Annotated in this window: 13 protein-coding genes and 1 tRNA gene; 5 read left to right on the forward strand and 9 right to left on the reverse strand. The window is 70.6% G+C overall.

The window, feature by feature from the left end:
- Nucleotides 1-2 precede the first annotated feature (2 nt).
- Nucleotides 3-2,990, forward strand: a complete 2,988-nt coding sequence (locus AMO33_RS26265) for a UPF0182 family protein (protein ID WP_011211061.1) — start codon at nt 3-5, stop codon at nt 2,988-2,990.
- A 70-nt stretch (nt 2,991-3,060) separates the two neighbouring features.
- Here the strand turns inward: AMO33_RS26265 and AMO33_RS26270 are convergent, their stop codons facing one another.
- Entirely contained in the window at nt 3,061-3,612 is a 552-nt protein-coding gene (locus AMO33_RS26270; protein WP_060594643.1) for a transglycosylase family protein, read from the reverse strand.
- A gap of 558 nt (nt 3,613-4,170) precedes the next feature.
- Between AMO33_RS26270 and AMO33_RS26275 the strand changes: the two genes are divergently transcribed.
- Nucleotides 4,171-4,244: transfer RNA gene (locus AMO33_RS26275), tRNA-Met, on the forward strand.
- Nucleotides 4,245-4,368: 124 nt separating this feature from the next.
- Here the strand turns inward: AMO33_RS26275 and AMO33_RS26280 are convergent.
- Nucleotides 4,369-5,208 (reverse strand): alpha/beta fold hydrolase, encoded by an 840-nt coding sequence (locus AMO33_RS26280; protein WP_159005631.1) that lies wholly within the window; start codon nt 5,206-5,208, stop codon nt 4,369-4,371.
- Nucleotides 5,209-5,273: 65 nt separating this feature from the next.
- Complete coding sequence (locus AMO33_RS26285; protein ID WP_060594645.1) at nt 5,274-6,083, reverse strand: nuclear transport factor 2 family protein; 810 nt, start codon at nt 6,081-6,083, stop codon at nt 5,274-5,276.
- Nucleotides 6,084-6,177: 94 nt separating this feature from the next.
- On the opposite strand from AMO33_RS26285, the gene AMO33_RS26290 reads away from it, so the two are divergent.
- Complete coding sequence (locus tag AMO33_RS26290; protein WP_060594646.1) at nt 6,178-6,969, forward strand: phosphatidylethanolamine N-methyltransferase family domain-containing protein; 792 nt, start codon at nt 6,178-6,180, stop codon at nt 6,967-6,969.
- A gap of 84 nt (nt 6,970-7,053) precedes the next feature.
- Here AMO33_RS26290 and AMO33_RS26295 read toward each other — a convergent pair whose 3' ends face one another.
- Both AMO33_RS26295 and AMO33_RS26300 read right to left on the reverse strand, forming a co-directional pair.
- A complete protein-coding gene (locus AMO33_RS26295) occupies nt 7,054-8,298 on the reverse strand; it encodes a cytochrome P450 family protein (protein ID WP_060594647.1) in 1,245 nt (414 codons plus the stop codon).
- Nucleotides 8,291-9,580 (reverse strand): cytochrome P450, encoded by a 1,290-nt coding sequence (locus AMO33_RS26300; protein ID WP_060594648.1) that lies wholly within the window; start codon nt 9,578-9,580, stop codon nt 8,291-8,293. The genes AMO33_RS26295 and AMO33_RS26300 overlap by 8 nt, the downstream gene beginning before the upstream one ends.
- 361 nt (nt 9,581-9,941) lie before the next feature.
- Between AMO33_RS26300 and AMO33_RS26305 the strand changes: the two genes are divergently transcribed.
- Nucleotides 9,942-10,418 (forward strand): hypothetical protein, encoded by a 477-nt coding sequence (locus AMO33_RS26305; protein WP_240327318.1) that lies wholly within the window; start codon nt 9,942-9,944, stop codon nt 10,416-10,418.
- A gap of 1 nt (nt 10,419) precedes the next feature.
- Here the strand turns inward: AMO33_RS26305 and AMO33_RS26310 are convergent, their stop codons facing one another.
- Both AMO33_RS26310 and AMO33_RS26315 read right to left on the reverse strand, forming a co-directional pair.
- Nucleotides 10,420-10,611 (reverse strand): hypothetical protein, encoded by a 192-nt coding sequence (locus AMO33_RS26310; protein ID WP_060594649.1) that lies wholly within the window; start codon nt 10,609-10,611, stop codon nt 10,420-10,422.
- Nucleotides 10,612-10,960: 349 nt separating this feature from the next.
- Complete coding sequence (locus AMO33_RS26315) at nt 10,961-11,917, reverse strand: NAD(P)/FAD-dependent oxidoreductase (protein WP_060595163.1); 957 nt, start codon at nt 11,915-11,917, stop codon at nt 10,961-10,963.
- A gap of 83 nt (nt 11,918-12,000) precedes the next feature.
- Between AMO33_RS26315 and AMO33_RS26320 the strand changes: the two genes are divergently transcribed.
- Nucleotides 12,001-12,618 (forward strand): helix-turn-helix domain-containing protein, encoded by a 618-nt coding sequence (locus AMO33_RS26320; RefSeq protein WP_041560359.1) that lies wholly within the window; start codon nt 12,001-12,003, stop codon nt 12,616-12,618.
- A 5-nt stretch (nt 12,619-12,623) separates the two neighbouring features.
- Here the strand turns inward: AMO33_RS26320 and AMO33_RS26325 are convergent, their stop codons facing one another.
- Entirely contained in the window at nt 12,624-13,997 is a 1,374-nt protein-coding gene (locus AMO33_RS26325; RefSeq protein ID WP_060594650.1) for an aldehyde dehydrogenase family protein, read from the reverse strand.
- A 49-nt stretch (nt 13,998-14,046) separates the two neighbouring features.
- A complete protein-coding gene (locus AMO33_RS26330) occupies nt 14,047-15,138 on the reverse strand; it encodes a DoxX family protein (RefSeq protein WP_011211046.1) in 1,092 nt (363 codons plus the stop codon).
- Between the last annotated feature and the right edge of the window lie 26 nt (nt 15,139-15,164).

A 15,164-nucleotide genomic window follows, 5' to 3' on the forward strand; every position in this document is an offset into this window, starting at 1 on the left:
TCGTGGGCATGCGGCCCCCATCCGGCTTACCTTCGCTGTCGCGACGCAGCCGCGTGCTGCTGGTGGCGGCTGTCGTCCTCGCGGCGTTGTTGTTGCTCGGCCCGCGGTTCACCGACGCCTACACCAACTGGCTGTGGTTCGGCGAGGTCGGTTTCCGCGAGGTCTTCCTCACCGTCGTGGTCACCCGGATCATCCTGTTCGCCGCGGTGGCGCTGTTCGTCGGCGCGACGGTGTGGCTGGCGCTGCTGCTGGCGTACCGGACCCGGCCGGTGTTCGTGCCGATGGCCGGGCCGAACGACCCGATCGCCCGCTACCGCACGACCGTGATGAGCAGGCTCAAGACCTTCGGCATCGGCATCCCGGTGCTGCTCGGCCTGCTGGCCGGCCTGGTCGCGCAGTCCAACTGGGTGACGGTGCAGCTGTTCCTCAACGGCGGCGACTTCGGCGAGCAGGATCCGCAGTTCCACCTCGACGTCGGCTTCTACGCCTTCGACCTGCCGTTCTACCGGATGGTCCTGAACTGGATGTTCGTCGCCGTGGTGATCGCGTTCTTCGCCAGCCTGGTGACCCACTACATCTTCGGCGGGCTGCGGCTCAGCGGCCGCGAGGGCACGCTCACCCGGCCCGCCCGCATCCAGCTCGCGGTGATCGCCGGACTGTTCGTGCTGCTCAAGGCGGTCGCGTACTGGTTCGACCGCTACGACCTGCTCTCCAGCTCGCGCAAGGAGCCCACCTTCTACGGCGGCTCGTTCACCGACATCAACGCGGTGTTGCCCGCCAAGCTGATCCTGTTGGCGATCGCGGTGATCTGCGCGGTGGCCTTCTTCGCCGGTGTGGTGCTGCGCGATCTGCGCGTGCCCGCGATGGCCGCGGCGCTGCTGGTGCTGTCCTCGGTGCTGGTCGGCGCGGTGTATCCGCTGGTGGTCGAGCAGTTCTCGGTGCGCCCGAACGCCGCGGACAAGGAGTCGGAGTACATCGAGCGCAACATCGCCGCGACCCGGCAGGCGTTCGGCATCACCTCCGACAAGATCGAGTACAAGGACTACAAGGGCGAGAGCGACAAGAACCCGCTCGACGTCCCGGTCGACGCCGCCACCATCGGCAACGCCCGTCTGCTCGATCCGAACATCCTCTCGCCCACGTTCACCCAGCTGCGACAGCTGAAGAACTTCTACGGGTTCCCGGAGTCGCTCGACATCGACCGGTACAACCTCGACGGCAACCTGCAGGACTACATCGTCGCCGCCCGCGAGCTCTCGCCCGCGGCGCTGACCGGCAACCAGACCGACTGGATCAACAAGCACACCGTCTACACCCACGGCAACGGCTTCGTCGCCGCTCCGGCCAACCGGGTCAACAAGCCGCAGTCCGAGGACGTGGCCGCGGGTGGCTCGTCCGACAGCGGTTACCCGATCTTCCTGGTGAGCGACCTGTTCACGCCGAAGGACCGCCAGCGGATCCCGGTCGAGCAGCCGCGTATCTACTTCGGCGAGCTCATCTCCCAGTCCGACCCGGACTACGCGATCGTCGGCGGGGCCGAGGGCCAGGCGCCGCGCGAATACGATTCCGACACCGCCCAGTACACCTACACCGGCAAGGGCGGCGTCCCGATCGGCAACTGGTTCAACCGCTTGGCCTTCGCCGCCAAGTACGCCGAGCGCAACATCCTGTTCTCCTCGGCGATCGGCGACGATTCGAAGATCATCTTCAACCGCAGCCCGCGCGAGCGCGTGCAGAAGGTGGCGCCGTGGCTGACCACCGACGGCAATGCCTACCCGGCGGTGGTCGACGAGCGCATCGTGTGGATCGTCGATGCCTACACCACCCTCGACAACTACCCGTACGCGCAGAAGACCTCGCTGGAGGGCGCGGTCGAGGACAGCATCGACAAGAAGACCGGCCGGTTGCTGCCCCGCAAGGAGGTCAGCTACATCCGCAACTCGGTGAAGGCGACCGTCGACGCCTACGACGGCACCGTCACCCTCTACGAGGTCGACTCCACCGATCCGGTGCTGAAGGCCTGGCGCGGGGTGTTCCCGGGCGCGGTGAAGCCGGAGAGCGAGATCAGCCCGGAACTGCGCGCGCACTTCCGCTACCCGGAGGACCTGTTCAAGGTCCAGCGCGAGATGCTGACCAAGTACCACGTGGACAACCCGCGTGAGTTCTTCACCAACAACGCGTTCTGGTCGGTGCCCAGCGATCCCACCATCGAGGGCGGCAGCTTCAACCAGCCGCCGTACTACGTGCTGCTGGGCGATCCGAAGACCAATCGACCGGTCTTCAACCTGACCAGCGCGATGGTCGGCTACAACCGCCAGTTCCTCTCGGCCTACATCTCGGTGCGTTCCGATCCCGACGACTACGGCAAGTTCACGATCCTGCGGCTGCCCACCGACACCCAGACCCAGGGTCCGCAGCAGACGCAGAACACGATGACGACGGCGCCGCAGGTCTCGCAGGAGAAGACGCTGCTGTCCAACTCGAACAAGATCAGATACGGCAACCTGCTGACCTTGCCGATCGCCGACGGCGGCATCCTCTACGTCGAGCCGTTCTACAACGAGCGCAACACCGGCCCGAACACCGCCACCTTCCCGCAGTTGCTGCGCGTGCTGGTGAGCTACCGCGACCAGGCCGGCAGCGTGAAGGTCGGCTATGCCTCGACATTGGCCGAGGCGCTGAACCAGGTGCTGCCCGGCGCGGGTTCGCTGGCGACGCCGTTCGGCGGTGATCCGGCGACCCGGCCGCAACCGGGCACCGCGCCGCCGGTGGTCGACAGCACGCAGCCGCCCGCCGACGGCGGCACACCGCAACCGCAGACCACGCCGCCGCCCACCGGTTCGGCGGCCAAGGACGCGGCCGCCGCGGAACTCGACCGCAAGATCGAGGCCGTGCGCAACGCCATGCGCAGCGGCAACTTCCAGGACTTCGGCAAGGCACTGGAAGAACTCGAGGCCGCGGTCAAGACCTACCAGGACGCGGGCAGGTAGGTCGGTAGACGCAGACGGCGCCGTCGTCCCTCGGGACGGCGGCGCCGTTGTCGTCGGTGCGACCGATGCGTCAGCGAGCCAGCGAGTCGATGAGCACGCTGTGCTGCTCGAGCAGCTGCTGGTACTGGCCCTCGACGCCGTACTGGCGGGCCAGATCGGCGCCGGCGCTCTTGACCTGCTCGAAGACCGCACGGCTGTTCTCGGGAGCCGGGATCGGCAGGGCGGGCTCCGGCTGCGCCTCGGGCTCGGGGGCGGGCTCGGGCGCGACGTCGGCGGAGGTGCCCGCGGTCAGGTACTGACCGCACACCGGCCAGGCGCCGACACCCTGGGTCTGCAGGACGTTCTCGGCGACCCGGATCTGCTCTTCCTTGCTGGCCTGGTGGGCGTAACCGGTGCCGCCGTTGGCGACCCAGGTGCTGTGCGAGAACTGCAGGCCGCCGTAGTAGCCGTTGCCGGTGTTGATGCCCCAGTTGCCGCCGCTCTCACACTGCGCGACGCCGTCCCAGTTGTGGGTGGCGGCCGAGGCGGTGGCGGTGGATAGTCCGAACGGGATGGCAACGAGGGCGCCCGTGGCAGCCACGAAGCCGAGGGCGCGAGTGCTGATCTTCCGGTTCTGCGTCATGATTGTGGATCCCTCCCCGCGCCCGCCTGCCCGGCAGGTGTTCGCCGGTCCCTGCCCCCGGGTCGTCGGGGATCCTCGGACCGCGGGGCAGGGTGTCGGCGTTCGACGATCCGAGTTCGTGCCCGTCTCGGTTGATCCGGGCCGCTGCACGACGGTAACGAAGCAATCTCGATAGATCACATCTTGATAACTGGGATAATTGTCTGAAACGAATGGCCGGGTAATTGCTGTTCGGGCAGGTGAATGCATGGAATCGGAGAACATGCGCGATCTTGTTATCTGCCCGTTATGTGCAGGAGATCACTTCGAAATGGTGACACCGGTCACGTTTATTCCGCCCTTCTCGGACTCCGGGGGTGGCCGGGGGCAGCTCTGGGCCTGGGTGAAATGGCTGTTCTGTCCGGGTCGAGCGGCGGTGCCGCGAAGGCGACCTGCCGATTCGCTCCGATCAGGCGCCTCCGGGTACCGCCCGGCGCGCGGCCGCTCGTGGCCTCCCCGCGCCGCTCGGTCAGCGATTTGCCTTCTGTGCGTATCCGTGTGTAATGTGGTGTTCACCGACGCGGGGTGGAGCAGCTCGGTAGCTCGCTGGGCTCATAACCCAGAGGTCGCAGGTTCAAATCCTGTCCCCGCTACTACGAAAGGCCCGGAACTCAGGTTCCGGGCCTTTTCGCTGTCCTGCCGCGCTGTCCTGCCGCGCTGTCCTGCCGCGGTGTCTTACCCGCGGTGTCCCATCCGCAGGGTCCTACCCGCGATGTCCTACCGCGCAGGCCGCAAGTGGTCACGCAGCGCCTCGGCGACCTGCCGCGGGTCCTGCAACTGGAGCCCGTGGCCGACACCGGACAACCGGTGCACCCGCGCCCCCGCGGCCCGGTCGGTCACGTAGGCGATGTCCGCGTCGCCGACCAGCCCGCCCGCGGCCGGGTCGGCGGCGAGCAGCACGACCGGGCAGGTCACCGCGCGCAGCAGGGCGTCGTCGAGGCGGTGGTAGGTGTCGTCGAACCGGTCGAGGACGGCGTCGAGGAAGTCGCCGTCGTGGTGCCGCAGACTCGCGACCATCTCCCGGACATAGGGGTGCTCGCGGCCGAACACGTCCTCGATGGACGGACTGCCCGGTCCGGCGATCTCCAGCGCGAGGAACCCGGCGAGGGTGTGCGCCTGGGGCCGCGCGGCGCCGGTGAGCGCGCGCCACGCCCGGTTCATCGGCGCGGTGGCGCGATGGTGTGCGCGCATCCGCTCGCGATCGAACGGGGCGTCGCCGATGACCAGCCCGGCCACCCGGTCGGGATGGTCGGCGGCCAGCACGGCCGCGACGTGCGCGCCGTGCGAATGCCCGAAGACCGCACACCGCTCCCATCCCGCGTGGTCGAGCACCCGGTGCAGTGCCGCCGCGGACTCCTCCAGCCGGTAGTGGCCCGGGGTCGGCGCGGAGTCTCCGTGGCCGGGGAGATCCACCCGCAGCATGCGCGCATCGCGCTCGAGCAGTGGCGTCATGGGATCGAACCACTGCCGTCGCCCCGAGCCGCCGTGGACGAGCACCAGGGGTGTGCCGTCGCCGATGATGTCGTAGCGGATGCCGTCCACCGAATATGTCTGCACAGTCGAACCTCCCTCAGTCGAGACGAGGAAGCCAACGAGCGAGGCGCCGTCGCGGGTTCCCGGGTTCAGACCTCGCTGTCGAGGAAGATCTCCAGTCGGACGATCCGCGGTGCCTTCGGGGCGAACTCGATCATCGCGACCCCGCGTGCCGAGCCGATCTCCACCGACGTGGTCACCCACCGCCCGGCCGCGATCATCTTGTCCCAGCGGATGTTGCGGCAGCGGTTGGTGAACTCCTCCACCGTCACCCGCTGCTGGGCGGGCAGGGTGATGGTGGCGCGATCGCCGAGCAGTTCGCGCACGTGCGCGATGTCGGTGTCGGCCGCGGCGGCGAAGAGCCTGCTGGTCACCGACTTGCCCGCGCGGCCGACGCCGGTGAAGGCCTTGGCCATGCCCAACGCGCCGCCGATGCCCTGGTTGCGTACCAGCTGCGGGCCCAGTTTCGCGGCGGCGCCGAGGCCGGGCAGGCCGGTGCGCAGCAGTCGCAGCACCATGGTGGCGAGTTCCCAGTGCGCGGCCAGGCGGGAGATCCGCCACTGTCCGTCCGCGTCGATGAGGTCGTAGCGCAGGTGCATCGGAACCAGCACCGTCGCGCCGGTCGACATGGTGGTCTCGATGGCGAGATCGCGCACGACGGTCCGGCCGGCGATCAGGTCGCGCTCGACGTGGAAGACGATCGTGTTCGGTCCGATGAAGGTGTCGTAGAAACGCTCGATCGCGCGGGTGCCGATGTGCGGGTCGGCGCCGACGGGATCGTTGACCGCCGCGTCCGGCGTGAACAGCCGCACCCAGGCGGTCTTGTCGTGGGCCAGCACGGCGCGCGGCGAGGCCTGCACGGCGGCCAGCAGGTCGGCGGCGGTCGGCTCCGGCGGCATGGGGCTCCTCGGTGGTCGTCATCGCTCGCGGGGCTGTGGCCCGGCACCGCCCATGGTAGAACATGTTCTAATTTCAGTGCGACGAAGGACCACGATGGACTGGTACACCGGCAACACCGGCTACGACACCGTGCTCACGATCGGCTTCGCGTTCGCCGCGTTCGTGATCGTCGGCGGGCTGTTCGCGCAGAGCCCGTACGGCCGATTCGCGCCGGCCTCGCTCGGCTTCAATCTCTCCCCGAAGTTGGGCTGGTGGCTGATGGAGCTGCCCGCCACCGTCGTGTTCGCGGTGTTCTTTCTGACCGGTCCCGACCGATTCGAGCCCGTACCGCTCGTCCTCGCCGGAATCTGGTTGCTGCACTACGCCAATCGGGGCTGGTTCTTCCCGCTGGCGATTCGTCAGGTGCCGGGCAAGCGCAGCACCTTCAACGTCTCGGTGCTGGCCGCGGGCATGTTCGTCACCAGCCTGCACGGCTACCTCAACGGCGCCTTCTTCAGCCACGACTACAAGCACCAGTACGGCACCGAGTGGTTGACCGATCCGCGCTTCCTGATCGGGCTCGCCGTCTACCTGTGCGGCTTCGCCCTGCTCGTGCGCTCCGAGTCGATCGTGCGCAACCTGCGCGACAAGCGCGACCCCGGCGCCGCCGAGTACCGCATCCCCTACGGCGGCGGGTTCCGGTTCGTCAGCAGCCCCGCCTATCTGGGTGAACTCGTCGCATGGGCCGGTTTCGCCCTGCTGACGTGGTCGCTGGCGGGCGTGGTCATCTTCTTGATCACCGCGGGCAACCTCGTCCCCCGCGCGTTCGCGACCCACCGCTGGTACCGGGAGAAGTTCGCCGACTATCCCCGGAACCGGAAAGCCCTGATCCCCTTCGTGATCTGACGACGCCGCTCGCCGGGTGAGCGGCGCCGCGGTGACGAGCCCGTGCTCGTCACCGCGGCGACCGCACCGACCCGGGCCGGCCCCTCAGTTCCCCGCGGACTCCGGATGCAGATACACCGGCAACGTCTGGTGGCCGTTGGAGACGAAGCTGCCGACCGGTTTCAGGGTGGCGGGATCCTGGGCCAGGCGCAGCTCGGGGAAGCGGGTGAACAGCGCGGGCAGGGCGATGGCGGCCTCCAGGCGGGCCAGCGGAGCGCCGATGCAGTGGTGGGCGCCGTGGCCGAAGGAGACGTGGTCCTTCTTGGCCCGGTGGATGTCGAAGCGGTCGGCGGTCTCGCCGTGCACCTTCGGGTCGCGGCCGGCGGCGGCGTACGAGGCGAGGATGGCCTCGCCCTTGCCGATGGTGTGCTCACCGATCTCGATGTCCTCGACGGCGTAGCGCAGCGGCAGGTGTGCCACCGGCGCCTCGTAGCGCAGCGCCTCCTCGATCACCTCCTCCCAGCTCACCCGGCCCGCGAGCACGTCGGCCCGCTGCTCGGGATGGGTGAGCAACGCGAAGATGGCCTGATCGAGCAGGTTCACCGTGGTCTCGTGGCCGGCGTTGATCACCAGCATGAGGGTGTCGACGAGTTCCTTCTCGGTGAGCCGTGAGCCGTCCTCGTCGCGGGTGGAGATCAGCACGCTGGTGACGTCCTCGCCCGGGTGCTCGGCCCGGTAGGCGACGAGTTCGCTGACCAGCCGGTACATCTCGGCGTAGTTGGCCTGGGCTTCCTCGGGGCCGAAGGAGGTGTCGAAGAAGCCGTCGACGCAGCGGCGCAGGCCGGGTCCGAGATGGTCGGGCACGCCCATCATCTCGGTGATCACCTGGATCGGCACCGGGTAGGCGAAACCCTCGCGCAGATCGGCGGGCGTGCCGGGCGGGGTCGCGGCCAGCGCGTCGAGCAGTTCGGTGGTGAGCTGTTCGATGCGCGGACGCAGCGCGGTGGTGCGGCGGTGGGTGAACGCCGGCGCGACGAGGTTGCGCAGCCTGCGGTGCTCGCGGCCGTAGGCGGTGAACATGTTGTCCACCGCCACCCACGGCAGCAGCGGCCATTCCTCGGTGATCTCGCCGTTGCGGAAGGCCGCCCAGTGCTGGCGCGGGTCCTTCGACACCCGGGGGTCGGCGAGCAGGCTCTTGAGCACCGCCGCGTCGGTCACCGACCAGGCGGGCACGCCGCCGGGCAGGGCCACCAGCGCGACGGGGCCACGGGCGCGGATGCGTGCGGACTCGCCCTGGATGTCGGCGCCGGTGAGGTCCAGCGCGATCGGCTCGAGTGTCGGGTCAGCCACGGGGGAACGCTCCTTGGTTCATGGGCAAACGAGGTGATTCCGGGAAGACGACCGGGAGCGCGGCCAGGGCGCGGTGGAACGGGCCGGGGCGCCAGGTCAATTCGGTGGTGGGCACCGCCAGCTTCAGTTCGGGCAGCGCGTCGAGCAGTTGATCGATCGCCTCCTGCACCACCAGGTAGGCGACCGACCTGGCGGGGCAGGCGTGCGGGCCCGCGCCCCACGCCAGGTGCGAGCGGTTGCCGGTGCGGTCCCCGCCGCGCACCGCGGGATCGGTGTTCGCCGCGGCCAGGCCGATCAGCACCGGCTGGTGGGCGGGCAGCCAGGTGTTGTCGATGAGAATGGGCTGGCGCGGATAGCTGGTGCAGAAGTTGGAGATCGGCGGGTCGTTGAAGAGCACCTCGTCGAGCGCGTCGCGGGTGGACAGGGCGCCGCCGAGCATGCTGCCGCCGAACCGGTCGTCGGTGAGCATGAGCAGCAGGGTGTTGACGATCAGGTTGGTCTGCGGCTCGATGCCCGCGCCGTAGAAGCTGATCAGCTGGGAGAGCATCTCCTCGTCGTTCAACTCGGCCGGGTGGTGGGCCAGCCGCGAGGTGACGTCGTCACCGGGTTCGGCGCGGCGCAGGTGGATCAACTCCATCAGCGCTTCGCTGAGCGTCTGCATGCCCCACGCCGCGTTGACGGTGTCGAACAGGGCGGCCATCCCGGTGGCGACCCGCTGGCCGAGTTCGGTCGAGCAGCCGACCATCTGGTTGAGCACCTCGAACACCAGCGGAAAGGCGTACTGGGACACCAGATCCGCCGAGCCGGTGGTGCTGAACTCGTTGATCAGCGGCACCGCGATCCGCTCGACGGTGGTGTGCAGCGAGTGCAGGTCGATGCCGTCGATGGCGGCGGTATAGGCCTGGCGGTAGCGCAGGTGCGTCATACCGCTGTTGCGCAGGGCGTTCGGATACCACTCCATCATCGGCCGCACCGGGCAGTCGGCGGGGATGTCGCGCTGCCAGACGCGCGGGTCCGCCGGAAAATGCTCGGGGTCGTTGAGGATTCGGACCGCGGTGTCGTAGCCGACGACGAGCGTGGCGGGCACGCCGGGGGAGAGTTCGATCGGGGCCAGCGAGCCGTAGTCGCGGCGCATCTCGCGGTAGAAGCGGTGCGGGTCGGCGGCGAATTCGGGGGTGTACAGCGGGACGCGCGGGCCGTCGGTGTCGATGGGGGAGCCGTGGCGCACCGGGCAGCCCCCGGTGTCCTCGGCGACGGCGGCGAGCGACGGTGGGTTGGTCAAGGAGTCGTCTCCCAACGATCGAGCGGACTACGCGGTGGCCCCCCTGTTCGTGCCACCAGGAACTGCCCCGCGAACGGGGCGGTCGCCGAGCCAACTCCGTTGCAGCGGAGTGTTTTCCCGCTCGGCGACGCTCTCACGGTAGCAGCCGTGCGCGAAAGTCTCTCTCGTTCAATCACGCACGCGCGCATAGCACGCGGTGCCGCCGGCCGCGAGCGGGTGTGGTGCACCCGACGGACCTGCCCCGGCCGTGGCCGCATTCACCGGAGAATCGCCGCAGGTCAGCGGGGGTGTGCGGGTCTGTCACGCGGCTGTTACGAGCGGACACGCGGATGGAAACGACCGGTCGCGATGGTCGGGGCATGTGGCCGACCAGTATCTGCTGACCGTGCTGACGCTGACGGTCACCACGACCGTCCTGGTGATCTGGGTGGTCGAGCCCTCGGCCATGCGACTGCTCGGCCGGTGGTTGCACGGCCCGCAGTTGCGCGTCCGCGACGCGGTGGGACGTGCGCCCGCGCTGTGGCGCATCCGGGTGCGGCTCGACGACCGACCGGGCCGGCTCGAAGCGCTCACCGCGCGACTGGCGCTGGGCATCGCTGCGCGCGTGGCCGCCGATCCGGACGAGTTGCCCCTGGCGCTCGCCGAACTCCTGGGTGCCCGGTATCTGGCGCCGGGCGCCGATCACGGACCGCCGGTCGCGGCGGAGGCCCGGCTCGAGGTGGTGCACGCGGACGCCACCCTGTGTTTCGTCCGGCCGGACGAGCCCTTCACGCCCGCCGAAACCGCACGGGCACACCGCCTGTGCGACCTCGCGGGGGCGGTGGTGCGGCGCGGGTGAGTCAGTAGTACGCGGGGTCGGGCAACGCTCCCTCGGCGGCGCGTAACCGGTCGGCCATGCTGGTGAGCAGGTCCACCGATTCCTGGGACAGGCCGATCGTGGTGCGCAGCAGACGGCGTAGCCGGGCGCAGCGGACGTCGCGCGCGAGACGGAGATCGGATGCGGCGGTGCGGTCGTGGGGCTCGAGGTCCACGGGTGGGCTCACATTCTGGCGGCGGGGAACGACGGTGCGCACCGTCGGAGTTCGGCGATAGTCGTACCCCAGATGTCGCTGCGCGGCACCGTATTTCGCGTCACGCCGATGTGTGTTCGCTCTCGGGTGAGTCCGCTCGAGCGGGCTCGGTCTCCGCCGCATGTCCGGACAGCATAGTCCGGCGAGACACCGCCGGGGCGAGAGCATCGCTGCGCCTCGCCCCGGCGGTGCTGTCGCACCCCAACCGGGCGTCACCCCGCCGTGGCTGGGATCGGGGTGTGCGCCCATCTCACATTCGGCGCCGCGCCCGGTCCGGATCGGTCCCGTCTCCGGACGCGGCGCGCGGCGGTCAGACCCCGACCCTCCTGGCCTCGACCGCGGCCGCGGTGTCGGCGGCGACCAGATCGGCGTTGATGTGCGCGGCCGCGATGGTGCCCGCCGCGGCGGCCCCACCCACCTGCGCGGACAATTCGGTGACGTTGCCCGCCACCCACACGCCGGGCACGTCGGTCGCGCCGACCGGGTCCGACGGGATGTGCATGCCCATCCCGGACTGGTGCTCGACCGGGTGCAGGCCGAGTTCGGCCAGGAATCCGGCGCGCGCGATCATGCGCGGCGCCACGGTGAGTGTGGTCCGCTCGACGACGGAACCGTCGGACAGCCGGACGCCGGTGATCCGGTCGTCGGTGACCACGACGCCGGTGATCTCGCCGGGCACCACCCGGATGTCGCGGGCGGCGAGTTCCTCGGCCTTCTCCGCGGACGGCGGTTCGGCGGTGTGGGTGAAGTAGACGATGTCGGGGCTCCACTGCCGGAACAGCAGGGCCTGGTGGATCGAGTTCGGTCCGCTGGCGATCACGCCGATCGGCTCGTCGCGCACCTCCCAGCCGTGGCAGTACGGGCAGTGCACCAGGTCGCGGCCCCAGCGGGCGCGCAGCCCCGGGATCGGTGGCAACTCGTCGACCAGGCCGGTCGTCACCAGCAACCGCCTGGCCCGCACGGTGCGGCCCGCGGCCGTGCGCACCTCGAACCCGTCGCCGGAGCGCCGGGCGCTCACCACCTCGCCGTCGGCCAGCTCGCCGCCGTAGCGGCCGACCTCCGCCCGGCCCCGCGCGAGCAGTTCCGCGGGGGCGATACCGTCCATGCCGAACAGGGCGTGCACGCCCTCGGCCGGGCTGTTGCGGGGCTCGCCGGCATCGATCACCAGCACCGAGCGCCGGGCACGGGCGAGCGTCAGCGCGCCGCTCAATCCCGCGGCCGCGCCGCCGATCACCACCACGTCGTATTCGGTCGACTCTTCGGTCATCATGACCACCTCCTCGCCGGACACTGTGCCCCAGCTCCGGCATTATCGGCAAAGCAATTTGCCGGTATGGCAAACTGGGGTGCGTGGACGACGACATGGATCAGGCGCTCGAGGCGGTCGGCCCGCGGCTGCGCGCGCTGCGTAAACAGCGCGAGACCACCCTCGGCGAGCTCTCCGCCGCCACCGGGATCTCGGTGAGCACGCTGTCGCGGCTCGAGTCCGGCGCACGGCGGCCCACCCTGGAACTGCTGCTGCCGCTGGCCCGCGCGCACGGCGTGACCCTCGACGAACTCGTCGACGCCCCGCCCACCGGCGATCCCCGCGTCCACCTGCGTCCGGTCACCCGCAACGGCATGACGATGCTGCCGCTGACCCGCCGTCCGGGCGGTATCCAGGCCTACAAGCTGATCATCCCGCCGGACACCCGCCGCACCCCCGACCCGAAGACGCACGAGGGCTACGAGTGGCTCTACGTGCTCAACGGGCGGCTGCGGTTGATCCTCGGCGAGCACGATCTGGTGCTGGAGCCGGGCGAGGCCGCCGAATTCGATACCAGGGTGCCGCATTGGTTCGGCGCCGCGGACGACCGGCCGGTGGAGTTCCTGAGCCTGTTCGGCAAGCAGGGCGAGCGGGCGCATCTGCGCGCCCGGCCCGCCGTGCCGAAAACCGGTGACCGCCGTGCCGAAAACGGTGAGCACTGAGGAGGTCAGGACGTCCGCCGCTCCGGCGGCGCCTGCCAGTGCACAACCTTCACCGTGGTCATCTCGTCCAATAGTTCCGGGCCGTAACCGAATCCGGCGCCGGAGCGCCCGCGCGGTTGCGCGGCACCGCCCGGCGCGCCGCCGAACACCGCGTTGATCTTGACGGTGCCGACCGGCAACGCCCGCCAGGCCCGCTGCGCGTTGGCCATCGACCCGGTCAACACGGTCGCGGCGAGCCCGTGTTCGTCGTCGCGGGCCTCGGCCAACGCGGTCGCGAAATCGGGGACCGTGCGCACCGGCGCCACCGGGCCGAAGGTCTCCTCCCGCAACACCCGCATCCCGCGGGTGCAGTCGGACAGGACAGTCGCGGGGTAGTAGGCGCCGGGTCCGTCGGGGACGGTCCCACCGACCAGCACCTGCGCGCCGTGCTCGACCGCGTCGCGGACGTGGGCATGCACGAGATCGCGCTGGGCCTCGTCCACCAGTGGCTGCGGGTCGCTGTTCCACCGCCGGGCCTGGTCGCACAACGCGGCGAGGAATTCCCGCGCGATCGTCTCCACCACGTAGATTCGCTCGACCGAGACGCAGATCTGGCCCGCGTTGGCGAATGCGCCGAGCGCGGCCTGCTCGGCCGCCCAGGCGGGATCCACGTCGGCGTCCACGATCAGTGGGTCGTTGCCGCCGTTCTCCAGCAGCACCTTCGCCCCGGTGCGGGCGGCCGCCGCGGCCACCGCGCGGCCGGTCGCCGTGCCGCCGACGTGGGCGACGACGTCGACCGGCGCGCCCGCCAGCACCGCGCCCACCCGGCCGTCGCCGGTGATCGTCTGCACGACATCGCGCGGGAAGCACTCCGCGAGGATCTGCCCGAGCAACTCGCCGGTGCGCGGGCAGCGTTCGCTCGGCTTGTGCAGCACGGTGTTGCCGGTGACCAGCGCGGCACCGAGCAACCCGCACGCGATGGCGACCGGATCGTTCCACGGCGTCAGCGCCACCACCACACCGCGGGGCTCGTGGATCATGAAATCGGTGGCGTCCGAGGGGCCCTGGAGCGTCTTGCCGCGATGCACCGGGCCGAGTTCGGCGTACTGCACCAGGGTGCCCGCGCCCGCGCCGATGCCCTCGAGCGCGCTCGCCACCGGCCTGCCGGTCTCCTCGTGCACCACTTGGGCGAGCGTGTCGGCCCGGTCGCGCAGTGCCGCGGCGGCGGCGTGCAGCGCGGCGCCGCGGTCGGCGGGTGCGACCGCGGCCCACTCCGGCTGCGCCGTCCTGGCCAGGTGCACGGCCTCGGCGATCTCCTGGTCGGCGGCCGGGACGAGACGGGAGGCCGCGCCGTCGGCGGAGGTGACGATGTCGGTGAGTTCCTCGTGCGTCTGTGTCATGGCCGACGGTTACCCCGGCGCGAGCGCCGCAACCGGGGACCGGCCCTTCCTAGCGGAACCAGCGCTTGGGCTGCTGCTGCTTCTCGACCTTCTTGCGCGCGGCGGCCGCCAGTTCGGCCCGCTGGGCGCGCGCCGCCTCGGCCCATTCGACGCCGCGGTGCTTGGCCACGTCACCGAATTCCGCGCCGCGGTGCTTGGCGAGGTCGGCCCACTCCGCGCCGCGGTGCTTGGCCACGTCGGCGAACTCGTCGCCGCGTTCCTTCGCGAGTTCGGCCAGTTCGGCGCCGCGCACCCGCGCGGTGTCGGCCAGTTCCGCACCGCGTTCCTTCGCCCGTTCGGCGAGCACGGCGCTGCGTTCCTTGGCGGTGAGCGCCAGCGGCGTGCCGCGTTCCTTGGCGCGCTCGGCCAAGACGGCGCTGCGTTCCTTGGCGGTCAGGGCCAGCGGCGCGGTGCGCTCCTTCGCGGCGGCGGCCAACGGCACCGCCCGTTCCTTGGCGGCCGCGGCGAGGGCGGCGCTGCGTTCCTTGGCGGTGGCCGCCCACTCCGGCCCGTGCGTCTGCACGGTCTCGGCCAGCTCGGACCCCTTGGCGGCGGCCACGGTGCCGAGTTCCTTGGCCCGCTCGGCGGCCTCCTGCGCGTGCTGGCGCAGCGCCTCGCCGGTGCCGTCGCTCGCGGCCGCGCCGAACGGCAACGCCGCCGAGACGGTCGCGGCGGCGTTGCGCGCGGCGCGCTTGCCCCGCCAGCCCAGCGACGGCTTACCCGCGGTGTCGGCGCTGGCGATCAGCAGTCCGCCCAGCAGGCTCACGTCCTTGAGGAAGGCGGTGCGCTTGGCGAGCTTCTTGTCCGGGTCGGGCTCGGCCCAGAAGTTCTGCTGGGTGACCGTGGCGGGCAGCACGGACGCGGCCAGCACGATCGAGGCGAGCCGGGGTGCCTTGCCCAGGGCCAGCAGCACGCCGCCCGAGACCTGCGCGACGGCGTTGACCTTGATGACGGTGTCCGGGTCGGCGGGCAGCCTGCTCGCGACCTCGGCGGGCAGCGCGGCCGCGGCCTTGGCGCGCGGTTCGGGATTCATGAGCGTGTCGACCCCGTCGGCGACGAAGGCGGTCGCCAGCAGTGGTCGGGCAAGTCGGCGCAGCAACATGGACGTCAACCCTTTCCTCGATGGCT

Origin of the sequence: Nocardia farcinica (assembly GCF_001182745.1) — a bacterium.
Taxonomy (GTDB): Bacteria; Actinomycetota; Actinomycetes; order Mycobacteriales; family Mycobacteriaceae; genus Nocardia; species Nocardia farcinica.